Annotated in this window: 15 protein-coding genes; 7 read left to right on the top strand and 8 right to left on the bottom strand. The window is 58.4% G+C overall.

Translation table 11 applies throughout. From position 1 onward, the window contains the following. Positions 1-2: 2 nt before the first annotated feature. A complete protein-coding gene (locus EDF81_RS20515) occupies positions 3-2,141 on the bottom strand; it encodes a TonB-dependent siderophore receptor (protein ID WP_123350016.1) in 2,139 nt (712 codons plus the stop codon). Between the two features lie 295 nt (positions 2,142-2,436). On the opposite strand from EDF81_RS20515, the gene cueR reads away from it, so the two are divergent. After that, complete coding sequence (cueR, locus tag EDF81_RS20510) at positions 2,437-2,847, top strand: Cu(I)-responsive transcriptional regulator (protein ID WP_123350015.1); 411 nt, start codon at positions 2,437-2,439, stop codon at positions 2,845-2,847. Here cueR and EDF81_RS20505 read toward each other — a convergent pair. The 7 genes from EDF81_RS20505 to tesA form a co-directional block, all read right to left on the bottom strand. Then, entirely contained in the window at positions 2,837-3,556 is a 720-nt protein-coding gene (locus tag EDF81_RS20505) for a DUF3142 domain-containing protein (RefSeq protein ID WP_123350014.1), read from the bottom strand. The genes cueR and EDF81_RS20505 overlap by 11 nt on opposite strands. After that, positions 3,526-5,673, bottom strand: a complete 2,148-nt coding sequence (locus EDF81_RS20500) for a hypothetical protein (protein WP_123350013.1) — start codon at positions 5,671-5,673, stop codon at positions 3,526-3,528. The genes EDF81_RS20505 and EDF81_RS20500 overlap by 31 nt, the downstream gene beginning before the upstream one ends. Positions 5,674-5,694: 21 nt before the next feature. Further along, entirely contained in the window at positions 5,695-6,156 is a 462-nt protein-coding gene (locus tag EDF81_RS20495) for an NfeD family protein (RefSeq protein WP_123350012.1), read from the bottom strand. Then, on the bottom strand, positions 6,153-7,070 hold the full coding sequence (locus EDF81_RS20490) for an SPFH domain-containing protein (protein WP_123350011.1): 918 nt from the start codon (positions 7,068-7,070) through the stop codon (positions 6,153-6,155). Before EDF81_RS20490 ends, EDF81_RS20495 begins: the two co-directional genes overlap by 4 nt. Before the next feature lie 120 nt (positions 7,071-7,190). Beyond that, positions 7,191-8,045 carry a co-chaperone YbbN gene (locus tag EDF81_RS20485; protein ID WP_123350010.1) on the bottom strand — a complete coding sequence of 285 codons (855 nt, stop codon included), beginning with the start codon at positions 8,043-8,045 and terminating at the stop codon, positions 7,191-7,193. 62 nt (positions 8,046-8,107) lie between these two features. Then, positions 8,108-8,878, bottom strand: a complete 771-nt coding sequence (locus tag EDF81_RS20480) for an SDR family oxidoreductase (protein WP_123350009.1) — start codon at positions 8,876-8,878, stop codon at positions 8,108-8,110. A gap of 28 nt (positions 8,879-8,906) precedes the next feature. Further along, positions 8,907-9,533, bottom strand: a complete 627-nt coding sequence (tesA, locus tag EDF81_RS20475; protein ID WP_123350227.1) for a multifunctional acyl-CoA thioesterase I/protease I/lysophospholipase L1 — start codon at positions 9,531-9,533, stop codon at positions 8,907-8,909. Between tesA and ybbA the strand changes: the two genes are divergently transcribed. The 6 genes from ybbA (at position 9,501) to EDF81_RS20445 (ending at position 16,786) form a co-directional block, all read left to right on the top strand. After that, entirely contained in the window at positions 9,501-10,187 is a 687-nt protein-coding gene (ybbA, locus tag EDF81_RS20470) for a putative ABC transporter ATP-binding protein YbbA (RefSeq protein WP_123350008.1), read from the top strand. The two genes, tesA and ybbA, sit on opposite strands and share 33 nt — an antisense overlap. After that, entirely contained in the window at positions 10,184-12,598 is a 2,415-nt protein-coding gene (ybbP, locus tag EDF81_RS20465; RefSeq protein ID WP_123350007.1) for a putative ABC transporter permease subunit YbbP, read from the top strand. Before ybbA ends, ybbP begins: the two co-directional genes overlap by 4 nt. A 184-nt stretch (positions 12,599-12,782) precedes the next feature. After that, positions 12,783-13,928 (top strand): porin, encoded by a 1,146-nt coding sequence (locus tag EDF81_RS20460; RefSeq protein WP_123350006.1) that lies wholly within the window; start codon positions 12,783-12,785, stop codon positions 13,926-13,928. 296 nt (positions 13,929-14,224) lie between these two features. After that, the gene (locus EDF81_RS20455; protein ID WP_123350005.1) at positions 14,225-15,058 is read left to right on the top strand and encodes a MetQ/NlpA family ABC transporter substrate-binding protein; all 834 of its coding nucleotides are present in this window, start codon (positions 14,225-14,227) and stop codon (positions 15,056-15,058) included. Positions 15,059-15,117: 59 nt separating this feature from the next. Then, positions 15,118-16,134 (top strand): virulence-associated ABC transporter ATP-binding protein SfbB, encoded by a 1,017-nt coding sequence (gene sfbB, locus EDF81_RS20450; protein WP_123350004.1) that lies wholly within the window; start codon positions 15,118-15,120, stop codon positions 16,132-16,134. Beyond that, positions 16,127-16,786, top strand: coding sequence for a methionine ABC transporter permease (locus tag EDF81_RS20445; RefSeq protein WP_123350003.1), 660 nt, complete (start codon positions 16,127-16,129; stop codon positions 16,784-16,786). The genes sfbB and EDF81_RS20445 overlap by 8 nt, the downstream gene beginning before the upstream one ends. Positions 16,787-16,791: the final 5 nt, after the last annotated feature.

The raw sequence follows: 16,791 nt of genomic DNA, 5'->3' as shown, positions 1-16,791 counted from the left end.
CATCAGAATTTCCAGGCAAAGCCGACCGCCGCGTTAAAGCCCGCCGCAGGGATGGACTCGTGCGCCGTCTGGTAGCGTTTATCGGTCAGATTATTCAGCGCCAGGTTAATCTGGTATTGGTCGTCCGGCCCAAACTCGCTGTTAAATGCCAGGTTCAGCGTTGCCCAGCCGGGGTAGCGGGTTTCGGTTGCGCCGGTGCTGTCTTTAGCGCTGGATGCCGCCCGGATATAGATGTCGGAGGTCAGGTTAAGCGCATTCAACAGCAGGGTATGTTTCACCCCGAATCGCCCGGTCGCGGTCGGCTCCCCGGTATTCTGAGTTTTCAGCGTTGCCCCTTCATACTGACGACGGATCAGGTTGCCGCTCAGATAAGGCGAAACCGCCCAGCCGCTGTATTCAGCCGTCAGCTCCATGCCCCAGGTTTTGGCCTTGTCGATATTGTCGTAGTAGTAATAGCCGCTGCGGGTGGTATTGGTATTCCCGTTGCAGACGCTCTGACCGGAGCAGGCGACGCTGGCGATATAGTCTTTGGCCTCGGAGTAGTAGACCGCCCCGTCGACCAGCCACAGATTGCCCTTATAGCGCGCGCCCAGCTCGTAGTTATTGGAGTGTTCGGCCGTCAGCCCTGAATTGCCGTAGGTGACGCCGCCGCCCGCAGAGGTCTCGGTAAAGAGCTGGACTAAGGTCGGGGAGACATAGCCCTGGGCGAAGGCGGCGCGCAGTTCCAGATTATCGAAGCCGGAGTAGCGGAGGCTGGATGCGGCCACCAGCGCGTCATCGCGGGTGGTATTTCGGTCCATGCTTGTGGTTGTGGTGACGCCGCTGGTAGTAGATTGCGTTTCACCGTCGGTCAGGCGCGATGACAGCCAGGATTGACGGGCACCCAGGGTCCATGTCCAGTTATCGGCGAACTGCCAGTCGTTCTGCGCAAACAGTGACGTGCTGTTCTGAACGGCCTCGTTATGGGAACGTTTATCGGTTTCAGTATCAAAGAAGCCGGTGGCGGCGGTCTGTCGGGTATAGCCGTTACTGGTTTGGGTAATTTTGTCGCGCAGGTACTGTGCGCCGAGCACCAGATTATTACTGGCCGGCAGGCTGTAGTTCGACTGCAGCGTTACGCCCTGGGTGTACTGTTTATCGTTGGTGCGCGTCTGGTTTGTTATGGTCAACGCCCGAATCAGGGGGCTGGGGATGACCTGAGTCGTCACCAGATCGTTTTCAAACCTGCGCTCGACGGTCTGGTTATACGCATCTAAATGGACCGATTTCAGGAATTCGCCGTCGACAGCGTAATCGTAGAACAGGCCGATCTTCTCCCGCTCCACCTTAGGAAGCCTTACGCTAAAGGACTCAAGCTCGCCGTCATAGTAAGTCTGGGTGGTGAGCTTATAGCGATCCAGAGAGAGGCCCACCTTATGACGATCAACGTTATAGCCCAGCCAGATGCCCTGGCCGTTATTTCGGTTATGGGTGTTAGGGAGTCGGCCATCGGGCGTTTTACGATCGCCCTGATCCGAGTAGCTGCCGTTGATACGGTAATCAAATCCGCCGATGCTTCCCCAGGCTGCGGCCGACTCCTGCCAGCCCGCCGTCGACGAGTCATAAACGGCTTTCACAATACCGGCCAGCGGTTTATCGCCGCCTTTTTTGGTAATAAAATTCACCACGCCGCCGATGGCCTTCGAGCCGTACAGCACGGAATACGGGCCTTTGACCACTTCGATCCGTTCGAGCGCGGAGGTGTCGATCAGCAGACCCGCACCGTAGTTCTCCCCGGCGCGTTGATAGGTGACTTCCTGACCGTCGATCAGCACCAGCACGCGTGAGGACGCTTCGCCACGGATACGTACCTGCTTGCGTCCTGCCAGTGCGTTATCGGTTACCTCAACCCCGGGAATATCCCGTAGTTCGTCCGCGAGCGTGTTACGGGTTGTTTTTTCCAGCGTCTGGTTGTCGATGACCTGGATCGTCGCCGGACTGTTCCACAGGCTGGATTCAGCCCGGTTTGCCGTTACGACAAGCGTTTCGCCGCGGGAGTTTGTGGTCTGCTGTGTGCTGGTCGACGCTGCTGATACGGTACCAGCAACAAATAAAGACAGGGCTGAAAGTACAAACGCGCCCGGGCAAATACGCTGCAACATGGAGGTAACCTTTATTATTGAATGTAAGTGATAATTAATATCATTCGTTTTTATATTGAAGGTCTGTCGCCGCGTCTATAGACAAAATTGCAAATAAAAAGCATGTTTGATTTTGGTCAATTTATTACCCTACTGAAATAGAAAAATGTGACCTGACACAGTTGAAAAACAAGGAATATATTGTGGTTATTTGCGTAACACGCTTGCTTAAATGAGGCTGACAGGATAAACGTCGCCGCCGTGGGGTATACTGGGCCTCCTGCATCGCGGCAGACGCGGGCAACCCGGAGGACATATGAACATCAGCGATGTGGCAAAAAAAACCGGTTTAACCAGCAAAGCAATTCGTTTTTATGAAGAGAAAGGGCTGGTGACGCCGCCGCTGCGCGGGGATAACGGCTACCGTAGCTATACGGCACAGCATCTGAACGAGCTGACGCTGCTGCGCCAGGCGCGGCAGGTGGGCTTTAACCTTGAAGAGTGCGGCGAGCTGGTGAACTTATTTAACGATCCCACCCGCCACAGCGCGGACGTTAAAGCCCGCACGCTGCAGAAGGTTGCGGAGATCGAACGCCATATTGATGAGCTTCAGCAGATGAGGCGTCAGCTGCTGAAGCTGGCGGAGAGTTGTCCGGGCGATGACGGCGCTGACTGCCCGATCATTGATAATCTGGCCGGCTGCTGCCATCACCGCGTCAGGGATTGAGCAGAAATACCACGATCCCGCGATACCAGGGAGAGGCGCTAAGTCGGATTTCTTCCTGGATATCCCACTCGCCGTTTTGCACAATCCCGACCTTAAAGGGGATGCGCAGCCGGGACAGGGCGGGAAGATAGTCGGCGTAATGTTGAACGGTGCGACGTCCCTGATAGCTCTGTACCACCAACTCATCCACCGGGAGGGTGTTTAGCGTCGCAACGCTGCCGGTTTTCGCCCAGTCCAGCAGACCGGTGACGCCCAGCGCAAACGCAGGTGGAAGCGCTGCCCGCGCCCGCCGCAGAAACGCGCCATAGTCGTCGAGGTTGTGCGTACCCGCGTCAAAATCAATCTGTAATCCCACCACGGTATTCCCTGCCGCCTGCCAGCGCAGCAGCAGGCGACCCAGACGCTCCAGCATCTCATCTGATACGTCCAGAGTGGTAAAACGCACCGTCAGCCACAGTCGGGGAAAGGAGAGTTTACTGACCGGCAGGCCCTTACGCTCAAACACCGGCAGGCCATCGTGGAGGAGGATATCCCCCTGATGCAGGTACATCAGCTGCGCGTTTTGTAGCGCCTCCGTGGGCCTGACGCCGGACCAGAGCCAGAACGCCTGGCGCTCGCCCACCGCAGCGGGCGTCTGCGCACCGGCGGCAGGGGAGAGCAGGCTGGCGACCAGCAGGATCACCAGTAGTATTTGAGATCCTGCGCCCATACGCTGCCCGGATAGCTGGTTTTCAGTTGGCGGAACCACTCTTTGCGTACCGATTTATCCACACTTTCATTGCTGCAGCTGTTGTAGCCTGACGGGGCGTAGCAGCGGATTGCGCGGTACAGCGCATAGCTTTTATCTTCCGGCTCGGCTTTTGGAGCATTAATGACCCGCTGATAGAGTGCCAGCATCCGTGGGGCCTCGGGCTGCATTCCTCCGGTTGCCGCATCGAGGGCGACGTTGGCGCCGCGCTCGATGTCCGTATCGACACGCGCCTGTGTTTGATGGAAAAACTCAGCCAGGCAATTCAGCGCGTGGGCATCTCCCGGTTTTCCGGCCAGCGTGGTGACGGTACTTTCCAGCGAGGCGCAGTAATACGCGTGCGTTTTGTCGGTGCCTGCCCAATTAAAGACGCTTAAGTTCACATCGTTAAAGGCTTCACCGATAACCGGCGGCGTGATGGCGGCGATCTGTTTCTTGTCTTCCAGCCAGTCGCTATAGCGTCCCGTCATCAGATCGCGCACCAGCAGGGTATGCAGAGCGATAGTGCGCTCTTCAGTGCTGGCACCCTCAATAGCCCGCTGGCGCAGTAGGGGCATTGTGGCCCTGGTCTTCAGCACCAGCGAGCGATAGCTAAGCCAGGTCACCGGACTGTCCGCCGCGAATACGGCCGCCGCCTCATCGTTGAACACCAGAGCAGCCGCCAGGTTTCCCTGCAGCAGGCGCAGCTGTTCGCGGTCTTTACTCAGACTGAATAGATGTTTCCATCCGTCCCGGGCGGCGGGCCACTGCTTCTGTTCCATCAGGCTATCGACCCGCAGCACCTGCTCGCTGAACTGCAGAATATTATTGTCTGATAAGGTCTTCGCCGGAGGGATATCGCGTGCAAGGGTGGCGTAATCCTGATGGATAAAGGCAAGGCGCAGGCGCAGATAATTCCACAGTTCGAGGCGTTGATGCCGGGCAAAGTCTGCCTTCAGGCTGTTTAAATATTCCTCATCGATACAGGGGGCCCTGCCATCACAATCCATGCTGCGCATCAGGCGCAGGGTCTGGACAAAGGTCAGCAGTGGCGCATCCGGTGCGCTGACGAAATAGCTGCTGTTCCAGAACATATCTTTACTGATTAATTTATTGTCGCTTTCGGCCACCAGAGCCCACAGCGCATCTTCACTACTGGCCTGCGAAAGCGCCTGTTCATACTGTATCGCCAGTGCATTCCAGTCCTGCAAATACCAGTTGATCCGTCGCTGCATTCCCCGGGTTGAGTCGGCATACTGCCCTTCAGGCCACTGTTGCAGATAGGCATCCGCAGCCTCTTTAGCCCGTGTGGCCTGCGCGCGATCCGCCTTCTCTGCGTCAAAGCTGCCGTACTCGCTGCGGGCATTCTGCGTACTGGCATTCAGGGCATTACGCATCAACATATAGCTGGCGGTTTCGGCAATCCAGGGCTGAGAACGGCTTTTGAGAGCAGAAAACTGTGCGTCAGCTTGCGGATAGTCACCGGCATAAAACTGATTAGCGGCCAGCAGATAAGCGCGAAAATCCTGAGCTGGTGTGCCCTCAGTAGCCTCAATCGCGGCGAGGGTTGCCTGCGCTTCAGCGCTGCCGTTGACCGCAAGACGGGCCGTCGCCAGCGCATGGCGCTGCTCCGGGGTCAGCGTGGTTTCGGCAATCAGGGCGGCGAAAAAGCCTGACAGGGTTTCCTGGTTGCGGGAGACAAAGCGGTTTTCCTCTTCGTACTGATGTTTGGTGGCATCAATCACGGCCTGTGGCTCCAGCCCCAGCGAGGCAAGCTGCACCATCAGCGCGTCGGGTAACGTCGGGGTTTCGGCAGAAGAGATGGGGTACCCGGTGCTGATAAGCGTGGAGTCCTGGCGTTCGCGACTGTGTATTTGGCCGTCGGCGGCCTGAGGCGTTGCCTCTTTGTGTTTATCCATCAGACGAAACAGGTTATCCCGGGTATCGGTGTTCACCCCGAGCACCGGAGGGCTGGTGAGTGCGCAATATTTGCTCCACCATGTGCAGGATTCTTGTATATCAGAAGAGGCCAGCGCGGGTGCGCTGGCGGCAAAGGAGAAGCATAACCCTAACGCAAGGCGAGTTTTTATCGCTTTCATTCCCTGAATCTCTGTATGTTGTTAATTATTTTGAATTTTAATATGCAGTGTGATGCCTTCGACGGCGGTCACTTCAATCCGGGTTCCGGCGCTCAGATCGTCTTCTGCGCGCACTGGCCAGGAGCTGTCACCCACCCGCAAATGGCCGCGGCCGTTAACGACCGGCGCATCGAGGGTAAAGCGCTGCCCCACCAGCTGCTGGCCGCGCTGATTTAACGCGCCGCTGCCGGTGTTGCTCTGACGGCTGACCCGACGGGCCAGCCAGCGCCACCACAGCCAGACGGCAAGCAGGGTCAGCACTGCAAACAGCGCGCCCTGCGATTCCCAGCCCAGCGGCAGAACCCAGACCAGCAGTCCGGTGACCAGAGCGGCCACGCCGCTCCACAGCAGGTAGCCGTTACCCCCGAGCATCTCCGCTGCCAGCAGCAGCCCGCCGAGGCTCAGCCAGACGATATGCGGGTTGGCGAGGAGTGTGGCAATCATGATCTTTTCCGGTCGCTGCTGCTTTCTCTGATCAGCTCACTGATCCCGGCGATAGAGCCCATCAGGCTACTGGCATCGAGCGGCATCATCACCACTTTGCTGTTATTCGCCGAGCCGATTTGCTGCAGCGCGTCGGTATATTTCTGCGCCACGAAGTAGTTCACCGCCTGGATATCCCCGGCGGCAATCGCCTCGGACACCATCTGGGTGGCCCGGGCTTCCGCTTCCGCCGAACGTTCACGCGCTTCCGCCTGCAGGAACGCGGACTGACGGTCACCTTCCGCCTTGAGGATCTGCGACTGCTTTTCCCCTTCGGCTTTCAGAATTTCGGCCTGACGCACGCCTTCTGCTTCGAGGATATAGGCACGCTTGGTACGTTCCGCTTTCATCTGGGCGTTCATCGAGGCGATAAGCTCCGCCGGTGGGCGCACATCGCGGATCTCGATACGGGTGACCTTCACGCCCCACGGATTCGTGGCCTCATCGACAATATGCAGCAGGCGGGTGTTAATGCTGTCGCGCTGGGAGAGCATTTCGTCCAGCTCCATGGAACCGAGCACGGTACGAATATTGGTCATCGTCAGGTTGAGGATCGACAGCTCAAGATTGCTGACCTCATAGGCCGCTTTCGGGGCGTCAATGACCTGAATAAAGCACACGGCGTCGATGGTGACGTTGGCGTTATCCTTGGAGATGATCTCCTGGGATGGGATATCAAGCACCTGCTCCATCATATTGATCTTGCGACCAATGCGATCCATAAACGGCACGACCAGGTTTAAGCCAGGCTGCAGCGTTTTGGTGTAGCGGCCGAAGCGCTCTACGGTCCACTGATAACCCTGCGGGACGATTTTCACACCGGAGATAACAATCACCAGCGCAACGAGAATAAAGATTGGGATGATAAAGACCATCGGTAAACCTCCTGTTTTAAACGGCAAATACGCACATTTCCTGAGCGACAGTATACCGTTTAATCACCGGCACTTCCCCCCTAAAATAAAGCAGCGCAGGGGGGAAATGGCCGAAGAGGTTTAGTAGAGCAGAGAGTAGAGCTGGCGGCGATACTTAGAGGCCAGCGCGTCGCCGGTACCGAGTGCGACGAGGATTTCCTGCATCATTTTGCGGGCCTGACCGTCGGCGGCACCGAGATCTTTCTTCAGATGGCTGAACAGCAGTTCCAGCGCCTCTTCATTACGACCGACCTGATGCAGCTGCAGCGCCAGCTGGCTGGCGAGCGCGGCATCTTCCGGGTTTTGCTCAACCTGTTGCTGAAGCAGCTGGATTTCCGGGGTATCGGCGGCCTGTTTCAGCAGCTCAATCTGCGCAACCAGGCCCTGATAGCGGGAATCCTGATCCTGCATCGGGATGGTTTTCAGTACCGCTTCGGCTTCGTCGCTGCGGCTCAGGGCAATCTGGGTTTCCGCCAGCAGCAGGCCAATTTCGCTGTTCTGCGGCGCAAGCTGGCGCGCATCGCGCAGCAGCGGCAGGGCATCGGCGTAGTTACCTTCCTGGATAAGCAGCTGTGCCTGCTGCATTTTCAGCTCTTCTTCACGCGGCAGGACTTTATCCAGCAGGGCGCGAATGGCTTCTTCCGGCTGCGGTCCCTGGAAGCCGTCGACCGGCTGACCGTTCTGGAATAGATACACCGTCGGGATGGCGCGCAGACCAAACTGGGAGGCCACCATCTGCTCGGCGTCGCAGTCGACGCTGGCGAAAATAAACTGACCGTTATACTGGGCGGCCAGGTTTTCCAGCACCGGTGTTAGCTGCTGGCAGTGCTGGCTGCGATCGGACCAGAAGTAGAACAGCACCGGCGTGGTCATTGACTGTTCAAGGACCTGGTGCAGATTGGCTTCGGTAATGATGACGCTATTCTGTACGGACATGTGATTCTCTTTTGGCGTTCGTATTTATTATGTTAGATGGGGGTGAACCCCTTACCTTCAACTCACCCCTGCAAAAATTTCTCCATCAGCCGGCCCGGCAGCAGGCGCTTCAGCACCACAACGGCCCAGGTGACAAGCGTGACGGGATAGCGCAGCCGCGGGCTGTCGCTTTCAAAAGCATGGCGCACTTTGGCGACCACCGCCTCAGGACCGAGAGTGAAACGGGCGGCGATGCCGGGATTTTCTACCGGCTTATCGCTCTGAGTCTGATTCACATTGTCGGTAAAGCGGGTGCGGATGGGGCCAGGCTCAATCAGGCTAACCTTCACCCCGCTGTGGCGCAGCTCCATACGCAGGGCATCTGACCAGGCTTCCAGCGCGTATTTACTGGCGGCGTAAGCGCCACGGCCCGGCGTGGAGATCAGCCCCATCACCGAGGAGGTCATCACAATACGGCCTTCGCCGTGGGGAACCATGGCGGGCAGAAGACGCATCGTCAGTTGGTGAGTGCCGAAAAAGTTGCTGGAAAACTGCTGCTCCAGCTGCGTGCGGCTGATGGTGGTCAGCGGGCCGTAGAGACCGTAACCGGCATTGTTAAACAGGCCGTACAGTCGGCCGTCGGTCAGGGCAAGGATTTCATCCGCCGCACGATCGACGCTCTCTGGCGAATCCAGGTCGAGCTGTACGCCGGTAAAGCCATATTCTGACATCCGTGCGACGTCTTCAGGTTTACGGCAGGCGGCCAGAATACGAAAGCCCTGACGCTTCAGTTCAAGCGCGCTTTCGAGACCAATCCCGCTGGAACACCCTGTAATTAAGACCGATTTTTGCATAACTTTACCCGTCGGGCGCCCCGATTATTTATGAGTCATGGTTTACTAGTGGAGCCAGTCGCGTTGCCATCCAGTCGGCAATAAACGGCTGGGCATCGCGATTAGGGTGAATTCCATCGTCCTGCATCCACTGCGGTTTCAGATAAACCTCTTCCATAAAAAAGGGAACCAGAGGAATATCAAACTCTTTGGCAAGCGCAGGATAGATTGCGCTAAAGGCCTCATTATAGCGACGACCGTAGTTGGCGGGCAGCCGAATTTGCATAATCAGCGGGGCGGCGTTAGCCGCTTTCACGTCCTGCAGAATGGTGCGCAGGGTTTGCGCCGTTTGCTGTGGCTGAAAACCGCGCAGGCCGTCGTTGCCGCCCAGTTCTACCAGCACCCAGCGCGGCTGGTGCTGCTTGAGCAGCGCGGGAAGACGCGCCAGCGCCTGGCCGGCGGTATCGCCGCTGATGCTGGCGTTAACCACGGTGGTATCCGGGCGCCATTTTTCATTGAGCAGCGCGGGCCACGCGCTGGTTGCTGCCATCCGATACCCGGCGCTCAGGCTATCTCCCAGAATCAATAACGTGTCGGCAGCCGCCGCGCGAACGCTAAACAGAATCAGGAACAGGAACGGCAAATGCCAGCGGAAAACATTGTTGAAGTTCATCATCTTAAGAAGTCCGTCGGTCAGGGTGAGCATGAGCTTTCCATCCTCACCGGAGTTGAACTGGTTGTCAAACCGGGACAGACCATCGCCCTGATTGGCGAGTCCGGTTCGGGTAAATCAACCCTGCTGGCTATTCTTGCCGGGCTGGATGACGGCAGCAGCGGGGAGGTGAACCTGGTGGGTCAGCCGCTGCACAAGATGGATGAAGAAGCGCGTGCTCAGCTGCGGGCACAGCATGTGGGGTTTGTTTTTCAATCCTTTATGCTGATCCCGACCCTGAACGCCCTGGAAAACGTCGAACTCCCGGCGCTGCTGCGCGGTGAGAACAGCGCCAGCAGCCGTCAGCATGCCCGCGCCCTGCTGGAGCAGCTCGGGCTGGGCAAGCGTCTGGACCATCTCCCGGCCCAGCTCTCCGGCGGCGAGCAGCAGCGCGTGGCGCTGGCCCGCGCCTTTAACGGCCGTCCGGGCCTGCTGTTTGCCGATGAACCTACCGGCAACCTCGACCGCCAGACCGGGGATAAAATTGCCGACCTGCTGTTTTCCCTTAACCGTGAGCACGGCACCACGCTTATCCTCGTGACCCACGATCCGCAGCTGGCGGCGCGCTGTGACCGCCGACTGCGCCTGGTGAATGGGCAGCTGCAGGAGGAAGCATGATTGCGCGCTGGTTCTGGCGGGAATGGCGTTCGCCATCGCTGCTGATCGTCTGGATGGCCCTGAGCCTGGCCGTAGCCTGCGTGCTGGCGCTGGGTAATATCAGCGATCGTATGGAAAAAGGCCTCAGCCAGCAGAGCCGCGAGTTTCTGGCCGGAGACCGGGCGCTGCGCAGTTCCCGGCTGGTGCCGACGGAGTGGCTCGACAAGGCCCGGGAAACAGGGCTGAAGGTGGGAGAACAGCTGACCTTTACGACGATGACGTTTGCCGGTGATACCCCGCAGCTGGCGAACGTCAAAGCGGTGGATGATGTCTATCCGATGTACGGCGAGCTGCAGACCAGCCCGCCCGGCGTTAAACCGCAGGCCGGAACGGTGCTGCTGGCGCCGCGCTTAATGTCGCTGCTGAACCTGAAAACCGGTGACAACATCGACGTTGGCGACGCCACTTTGCGCATTGCCGGTGAAGTGATCCAGGAGCCGGACTCCGGCTTTAACCCGTTCGAAATGGCCCCGCGCCTGCTGATGAACACCGCCGACGTGGCGAAAACCGGCGCGGTACAGCCGGGCAGCCGCGTTAGCTGGCGCTACAAGTTTGGCGGCACCCCGCAGCAGCTGGAAGCTTACGAAAAGTGGCTGCTGCCGCAGCTTAAGCCGGAGCACCGCTGGTACGGGCTGGAGCAGGACGAAGGCGCGCTCGGCAAATCCCTTGAACGCTCCCAGCAGTTCCTGCTGCTGTCGGCGCTATTGACCCTGCTGCTGGCGATTGCCGCCGTCGCGGTGGCGATGGGGCACTACTGCCGCAGCCGCTACGATCTGGTGGCGATCCTCAAAACCCTCGGCGCCGGACGGGCGCAGCTGCGCAAGCTGATTGTCGGCCAGTTTGCGATGCTGCTGGCGCTTGCCGCCGTGACCGGCGGGGCGATGGGGCTGCTGTTTGAACAGGTGCTGCTGGTCCTGCTTAAGCCGGTGCTGCCGGTGGCGTTGCCCGCCGCCAGCCTCTGGCCGTGGCTGTGGGCCACCGGCGCGATGACGGTGATTTCGCTGCTGGTGGGGCTGCGTCCTTACCGACTGCTGCTGGCGACCCAGCCGCTGCGCGTCCTGCGCCGGGACGTGGTGGCCAGCGTCTGGCCGCTAAAAATCTATCTGCCGGTGATAAGCGCGGTGGTTGTGGCGCTGCTGGCCTGGCTGATGGGCAGCAGTCCGCTGCTCTGGTCGGTGCTGGGCGGCACCCTGGTGCTGGCCCTGCTCTGCGGCGTGGTAGGCTGGCTGCTGCTGGCGGGGCTTAAACGCCTGACGCTGAAAGCGCTGCCTCTGCGGCTGGCGGTCAATCGTCTGCTGCGTCAGCCCTGGGCGACCCTCAGCCAGCTGGCGGCGTTCTCCCTGTCGTTCATGCTGCTGGCGCTGCTGCTGGTCCTGCGCGGCGATCTGCTGGATCGCTGGCAGCAGCAGATCCCGCCGGAAAGCCCGAACTATTTCCTGATCAATATCGCGCCGGAGCAGGTGACGCCGGTGAAAACCTTCCTCGCCGGCCATCAGGTGATCCCGCGTGATTTCTACCCCATCGTGCGGGCGCGGATGACGGAGATTAACGGCAAGACCACGGACGGCAATAAAGATGAGGCGCTGAACCGCGAGCTGAACCTGACCTGGCAGGATGCCCGCCTGGATCATAATCCGATTGTTTCCGGCCAGTGGCCGCCGAAGGCCGGGGAAGTGTCGATGGAGGTCGAACTGGCGAAACGGCTGAATATTAGCCTCGGCGATACGCTGACCTTTATGGGCGATACTCAAAGCTTTAGCGCCACCGTCAGCAGCCTGCGCAAGGTGGACTGGGAAAGTCTGCGGCCCAACTTCTTCTTTATCTTCCCGGCGGGCGCGCTGGACGAACAGCCTCAGAGCTGGCTGACCAGCTTCCGCAGCGAGGGAAACAACGGCATGCTGACCCAGCTTAACCGCGAGTTCCCGACCATCAGCCTGCTGGATATTGGCGCGATCCTTAAACAGGTCAGCCAGGTCCTGCAGCAGGTCAGCCGGGCGCTGGAGGTCATGGTGGTGCTGGTCACCCTGTGCGGTGTTCTGCTGCTGCTGGCTCAGGTGCAGGTGGGGATGCGCCAGCGTCACCAGGAACTGGTGGTCTATCGCACGCTGGGGGCGGGTAAGAAGCTGCTTCGCGCCACCTTATGGAGCGAGTTTGCCCTGCTGGGTCTGGTCTCAGGGCTGGTAGCCGCTATCGGGGCGGAAACCGCTCTGGCGTTGCTGCAAACCCGGGTGTTTGATTTCCCGTGGGAGCCGGACTGGCAGGTGTGGGTCGCGCTGCCGGTGAGCGGAGCGATTCTGCTTTCCCTGTGCGGTGGCTGGCTGGGAAGCCGGTTATTAAAAGGCCGGGCGTTGTTCCGTCAGTTCAACCAGTAATTCAGTCGTGTTATGATTGCGCGCCGGTATTTATACCGGCGCGTTTTACTTATGTAGCATTTATTGTTATCTCTCCGTTGTTTAGCAGCACAAAACATTAAAAACCCGCCGACACCGCCGCATTAATTAGAGGTAGTATTTGCAAGTCAAATAATTGGCAGGCTATTTATATCAAGGGAATTTAATGTCCATAAAAAAAACAGCGCTGGCGATGACGATCGGCGCAGCAGTGGCCGCGACGTCTTTCGCAACTCAGGCAGAAATCACCGTACTTAAGCAGGACGTTCAGGCGGGTAACCCGCTGAGCCGTCTTAACCTGACCGTGGGCGGCAGTATCCGTCCGCAGTTCAACAATATGAACGGCCCGGATGGCAAAAACGCTTACAAACGTAACGGCTTCGACGGCGGCACCCGCTTCCGCTTCGCAGCAGATTACTACCTGTTCGACGACATCAGCTGGGTGAGCTACTACGAGCTGGGCGTCAATATTCCGGCCGCGCTTGACTGGGATAACCACCATGCTGAAGGTGCACATAACACCTCCCGCCGCATGCTCTACACCGGTCTGAAAAGCGACACCTGGGGCACCCTGACCTTCGGTCAGCAGAACAGCGCCTACTACGACGTTGTCGGTGCTAAAACTGATATCTGGGACTACGACATGGTCGGCCAGGCTTCCGGTAACGGGGTTAACGGCGACTACGACGGTTCTTATCGTTCACGCAAAATGCTGAAGTATAAGAAAACCGTCGGTGACGCGGATATCTATGCGGCATACCTGTTTAACGATTCTGACTATCAGGTTGGCAAAGGCGTGCGCTACGGCCGTAAAGGCGGTGGCTCGCTGGCGGTGGATTACCATCTGACCGACGATCTGAGCTGGGGTACCGCGTGGAACTACACCCGTGCCGAAGTGCGTAATCCGGGCAGCGAAAACGGCAAAACCTGGGATCAGACCATTATCGGTTCCGCGCTGAGCTGGACCCCGGATAACTGGACCCTGTCCTTCGGCGGCGGCTGGTACCAGAACTTTATGGTGCTGAACAAAGCCTCCGCGCAGAACTTCTTCGCCGGTGATGCCTGGGGTATTGAATACTTTGCGGGCTACACCATTCCGGTGGGCCAGTTCGCGCTGAAATCCGTTCAGCCGTACGTGATGGGCGACCGTATTGAGTTTGCTAACGGCCGCAACTACCAGCGTATCGATAACGGCGTGGGTATCAGCTTCAAACTGGATTACGGTTTCCGTGTTGACTACGAACACGTGTTTACCTCCAGCACCGACAACCTGGGTGATATGAACCTGGTCCGTCTGCGCTACGACTTCTGATAACTCAGGGCGGCTCCGGCCGCCCTGTTTGATACTTTTTCAGATTTACTTAGCTAAAAAATGCATAAAGAGCGAGGCGGCTTTCTCCTTTCTCTTTGTGCATCATTATCTTACTCCTGACGTAACTCCCCATCTTTCAGTGACATAGTTCACAACATCATGAATTAATTTCAATTACGCCCGTCCCGCCTTTATGCCATCTTAACGGTCAGCCTTATTTATAGGGCGAAAATGACCTGCGTCGCACTGTACGGCGCGCGCCCGCACAGCAACACAACATTTAAAACGGAGTACTTATGGGATTGCGTTCGAATCTTCGCGCGGCCACCGGCATTCTGCTGCTGGCCTGCAGCGTCCAGTTTGCACAGGCTAACAGTGACCCACAGACCATCGTGTTTGGCGTGGCACCGGGACCCTATGGCGATATGGTGAAGCAGGCGATTGCGCCGTCGCTGAAAGAGAAGGGCTATAAGGTCGTGGTGCGCGAGTTCAGCGACTACGTGCAGCCGAATATGGCCCTGTCTAACGGCAGTATCGATGCCAACCTGTTCCAGCACAGCCTCTACTTCGATAAATTCACCGCCGACAAAGGCCTGAAGCTGACCCGACTGCTGGCGGTGCCGACGGCGGGGATGGGCTTTTATTCGCGTAAAATCAGCAGCCTCGACGAGCTGAAAAAAGGCGATATCGTTACGATCTCTAACGACCCGACCAACCTGGCGCGCGGCCTGCGTTTTCTGCAGTCTCTCGGCCTGATCACCATTAAAGACAATATCGATCCGACCAAAGCCTCCGAGCGCGATATCGCCAGCAACCCGAAAGGGCTGGTGTTTAAACCGCTGGAAGCGGCGCAATTGCCGCGTACCCTCGACGGCGTGACTGCTTCGCTGGTTAACGGTAACTTTGCGATTGCCGCCGGTCTGAAACTCTCCAGCGCCCTGAAACAGGAGCAGCTGGATGAGAACCTGAAAAATATTATCGCCGTGCGCAGCGAAGATGCCGACAAGCCCTTTGCGAAGGATATTGTTGAGGCGGTGAAATCCCCGGCCTATCGGGCGGTGATTGACGATCCGAATAACGTCTATAACGCTTTCCAGAAACCAGAGTGGATGGCGGCGGAAAAACAGTAAGGTTCTCCGCAGGACTTCGGGGCAGCTGGTCTGCCCCTTTTTGCATTTCTGAGGTTTGCATGATTGAGATAGACAAGGTTTGCGTCGACTTTGCTGGCGGTGGCGGCGCATCGACGCGGGCCGTGGATGAGGTCAGCCTGCATATTCAGGCGGGCGACATCTTTGGTATTGTCGGCACCAGCGGGGCCGGAAAAAGTACGCTGCTGCGCACGCTTAACGCGCTGACACGGCCCAGCCAGGGCAGCGTCAGGGTCAACGGCGTGGAAATCTCCGCGCTACAGGGGCGAGAACTGCGCAGCGCTCGCCAGCGTATTGGTATGATTTTCCAGCACTTTAATTTGATGCACACCCGCACCGTGGCGCAGAACGTGGCCTTCAGCCTGAAGTCGGCCGGCTGGGAGCGCAGCAAAATCGCCCCCAGAGTGGCGGAGATCCTTGAGCTGGTGGGTCTGACCGACAAGGCGAACCGTTTTCCGGTGCAGCTGAGCGGCGGGCAGAAGCAGCGCGTGGGAATTGCCCGTGCTATCGCCAACCACCCGGACGTGCTGCTCTGTGATGAACCGACCTCGGCGCTGGATCTTGAAACCTCCGCGACGATCCTGGCGCTGCTGAAGCAGATCAACCAGCAGCTGGGGATCACTATCGTACTGATCACCCACGAGATGGACGTGATCAAAAGTATCTGCGACCGTGTCGCGGTCATGTCCGGCGGTAAAGTGGTGGAGCAGGGGACGGTATTTGATGTCTTCGCGCATCCGCAGCATCCGTTCAGCCAGCAGCTGGTGTCCCATACTCTCAACCTGACGCTGCCGGAAAGGCTGCGGGAGCACCTGCCCGGCCAGCTGTTAAAGATCCTGTTTATCGGTGATTCCGCCGAGCAGCCGGTCCTGTCGGATGTGGCCATACGCTTTGGCGTGTCGGTCAATATTCTGCACGGCAAAATTGAGTATATCGGCGAGCGGGCGCTGGGGATCCTGGTGGTACAGCTGAGCGCCGGAGAGGATACCCAGTCGGTAGACGCGGCGGTCGACCATATTCGTCAACATACCGCACAGGTGGAGGTGATCCGTGGATGATTTAATCGCTGACTTAGGCCTCGCCTTTGGCGAAACCTTCCAGATGTTGAGTATTTCAACGGTGCTGGCCATCGTGGGTGGCCTGCCGCTGGGCTTTCTGATCTTTGTCACCGATCGTAACCTGTTCTGGCAGAACCGTGTGGTTTACCTGGTCAGTACCGTACTGGTCAATATTATCCGCTCGGTGCCGTTTGTGATCCTGCTGGTGCTCCTGCTGCCGCTGACGCAGTTTCTGCTCGGCAACACCATCGGGCCGATTGCTGCCTCCGTGCCGCTGTCAGTCGCGGCGATTGCCTTCTACGCCCGGCTGGTGGACGGCGCCCTGCGCGAAGTGGACAAAGGCATTATCGAGGCGGCGGAAGCCTTTGGTGCCAGCCCGATGCGGATTATCTGCACCGTGCTGCTGCCGGAAGCCAGCGCCGGACTGCTGCGCGGCCTGACCATTACCCTTGTCAGCCTGATCGGCTACTCGGCAATGGCCGGGATTGTCGGTGGTGGTGGGGTCGGGGATCTGGCCATTCGCTACGGCTACTACCGCTACGAAACCCAGGTCATGATCGTCACCGTGGTGGCGCTGATCGTGCTGGTCCAGGTGGTGCAGGTGCTGGGGGACTGGCTGGCGAAGCGCGCCGATAAGCGCGACCGACATTAAATAAG

Origin of the sequence: Enterobacter sp. BIGb0383 (genome assembly GCF_003751845.1) — a bacterium.
GTDB lineage: Bacteria > Pseudomonadota > Gammaproteobacteria > Enterobacterales > Enterobacteriaceae > BIGb0383.
This window is presented reverse-complemented; position numbering and strand designations above follow the sequence as displayed.

Coding starts and splice junctions, on each gene's coding strand:
- EDF81_RS20515 (WP_123350016.1), bottom strand. CDS start 2,141: ATGTTGCAGCGTATTTGCCCGGGCGCGTTTGTACTTTCAGCCCTGTCT.
- cueR (WP_123350015.1), top strand. CDS start 2,437: ATGAACATCAGCGATGTGGCAAAAAAAACCGGTTTAACCAGCAAAGCA.
- EDF81_RS20505 (WP_123350014.1), bottom strand. CDS start 3,556: ATGGGCGCAGGATCTCAAATACTACTGGTGATCCTGCTGGTCGCCAGC.
- EDF81_RS20500 (WP_123350013.1), bottom strand. CDS start 5,673: ATGAAAGCGATAAAAACTCGCCTTGCGTTAGGGTTATGCTTCTCCTTT.
- EDF81_RS20495 (WP_123350012.1), bottom strand. CDS start 6,156: ATGATTGCCACACTCCTCGCCAACCCGCATATCGTCTGGCTGAGCCTC.
- EDF81_RS20490 (WP_123350011.1), bottom strand. CDS start 7,070: ATGGTCTTTATCATCCCAATCTTTATTCTCGTTGCGCTGGTGATTGTT.
- EDF81_RS20485 (WP_123350010.1), bottom strand. CDS start 8,045: ATGTCCGTACAGAATAGCGTCATCATTACCGAAGCCAATCTGCACCAG.
- EDF81_RS20480 (WP_123350009.1), bottom strand. CDS start 8,878: ATGCAAAAATCGGTCTTAATTACAGGGTGTTCCAGCGGGATTGGTCTC.
- ybbA (WP_123350008.1), top strand. CDS start 9,501: ATGCCAGCGGAAAACATTGTTGAAGTTCATCATCTTAAGAAGTCCGTC.
- tesA (WP_123350227.1), bottom strand. CDS start 9,533: ATGATGAACTTCAACAATGTTTTCCGCTGGCATTTGCCGTTCCTGTTC.
- ybbP (WP_123350007.1), top strand. CDS start 10,184: ATGATTGCGCGCTGGTTCTGGCGGGAATGGCGTTCGCCATCGCTGCTG.
- EDF81_RS20460 (WP_123350006.1), top strand. CDS start 12,783: ATGTCCATAAAAAAAACAGCGCTGGCGATGACGATCGGCGCAGCAGTG.
- EDF81_RS20455 (WP_123350005.1), top strand. CDS start 14,225: ATGGGATTGCGTTCGAATCTTCGCGCGGCCACCGGCATTCTGCTGCTG.
- sfbB (WP_123350004.1), top strand. CDS start 15,118: ATGATTGAGATAGACAAGGTTTGCGTCGACTTTGCTGGCGGTGGCGGC.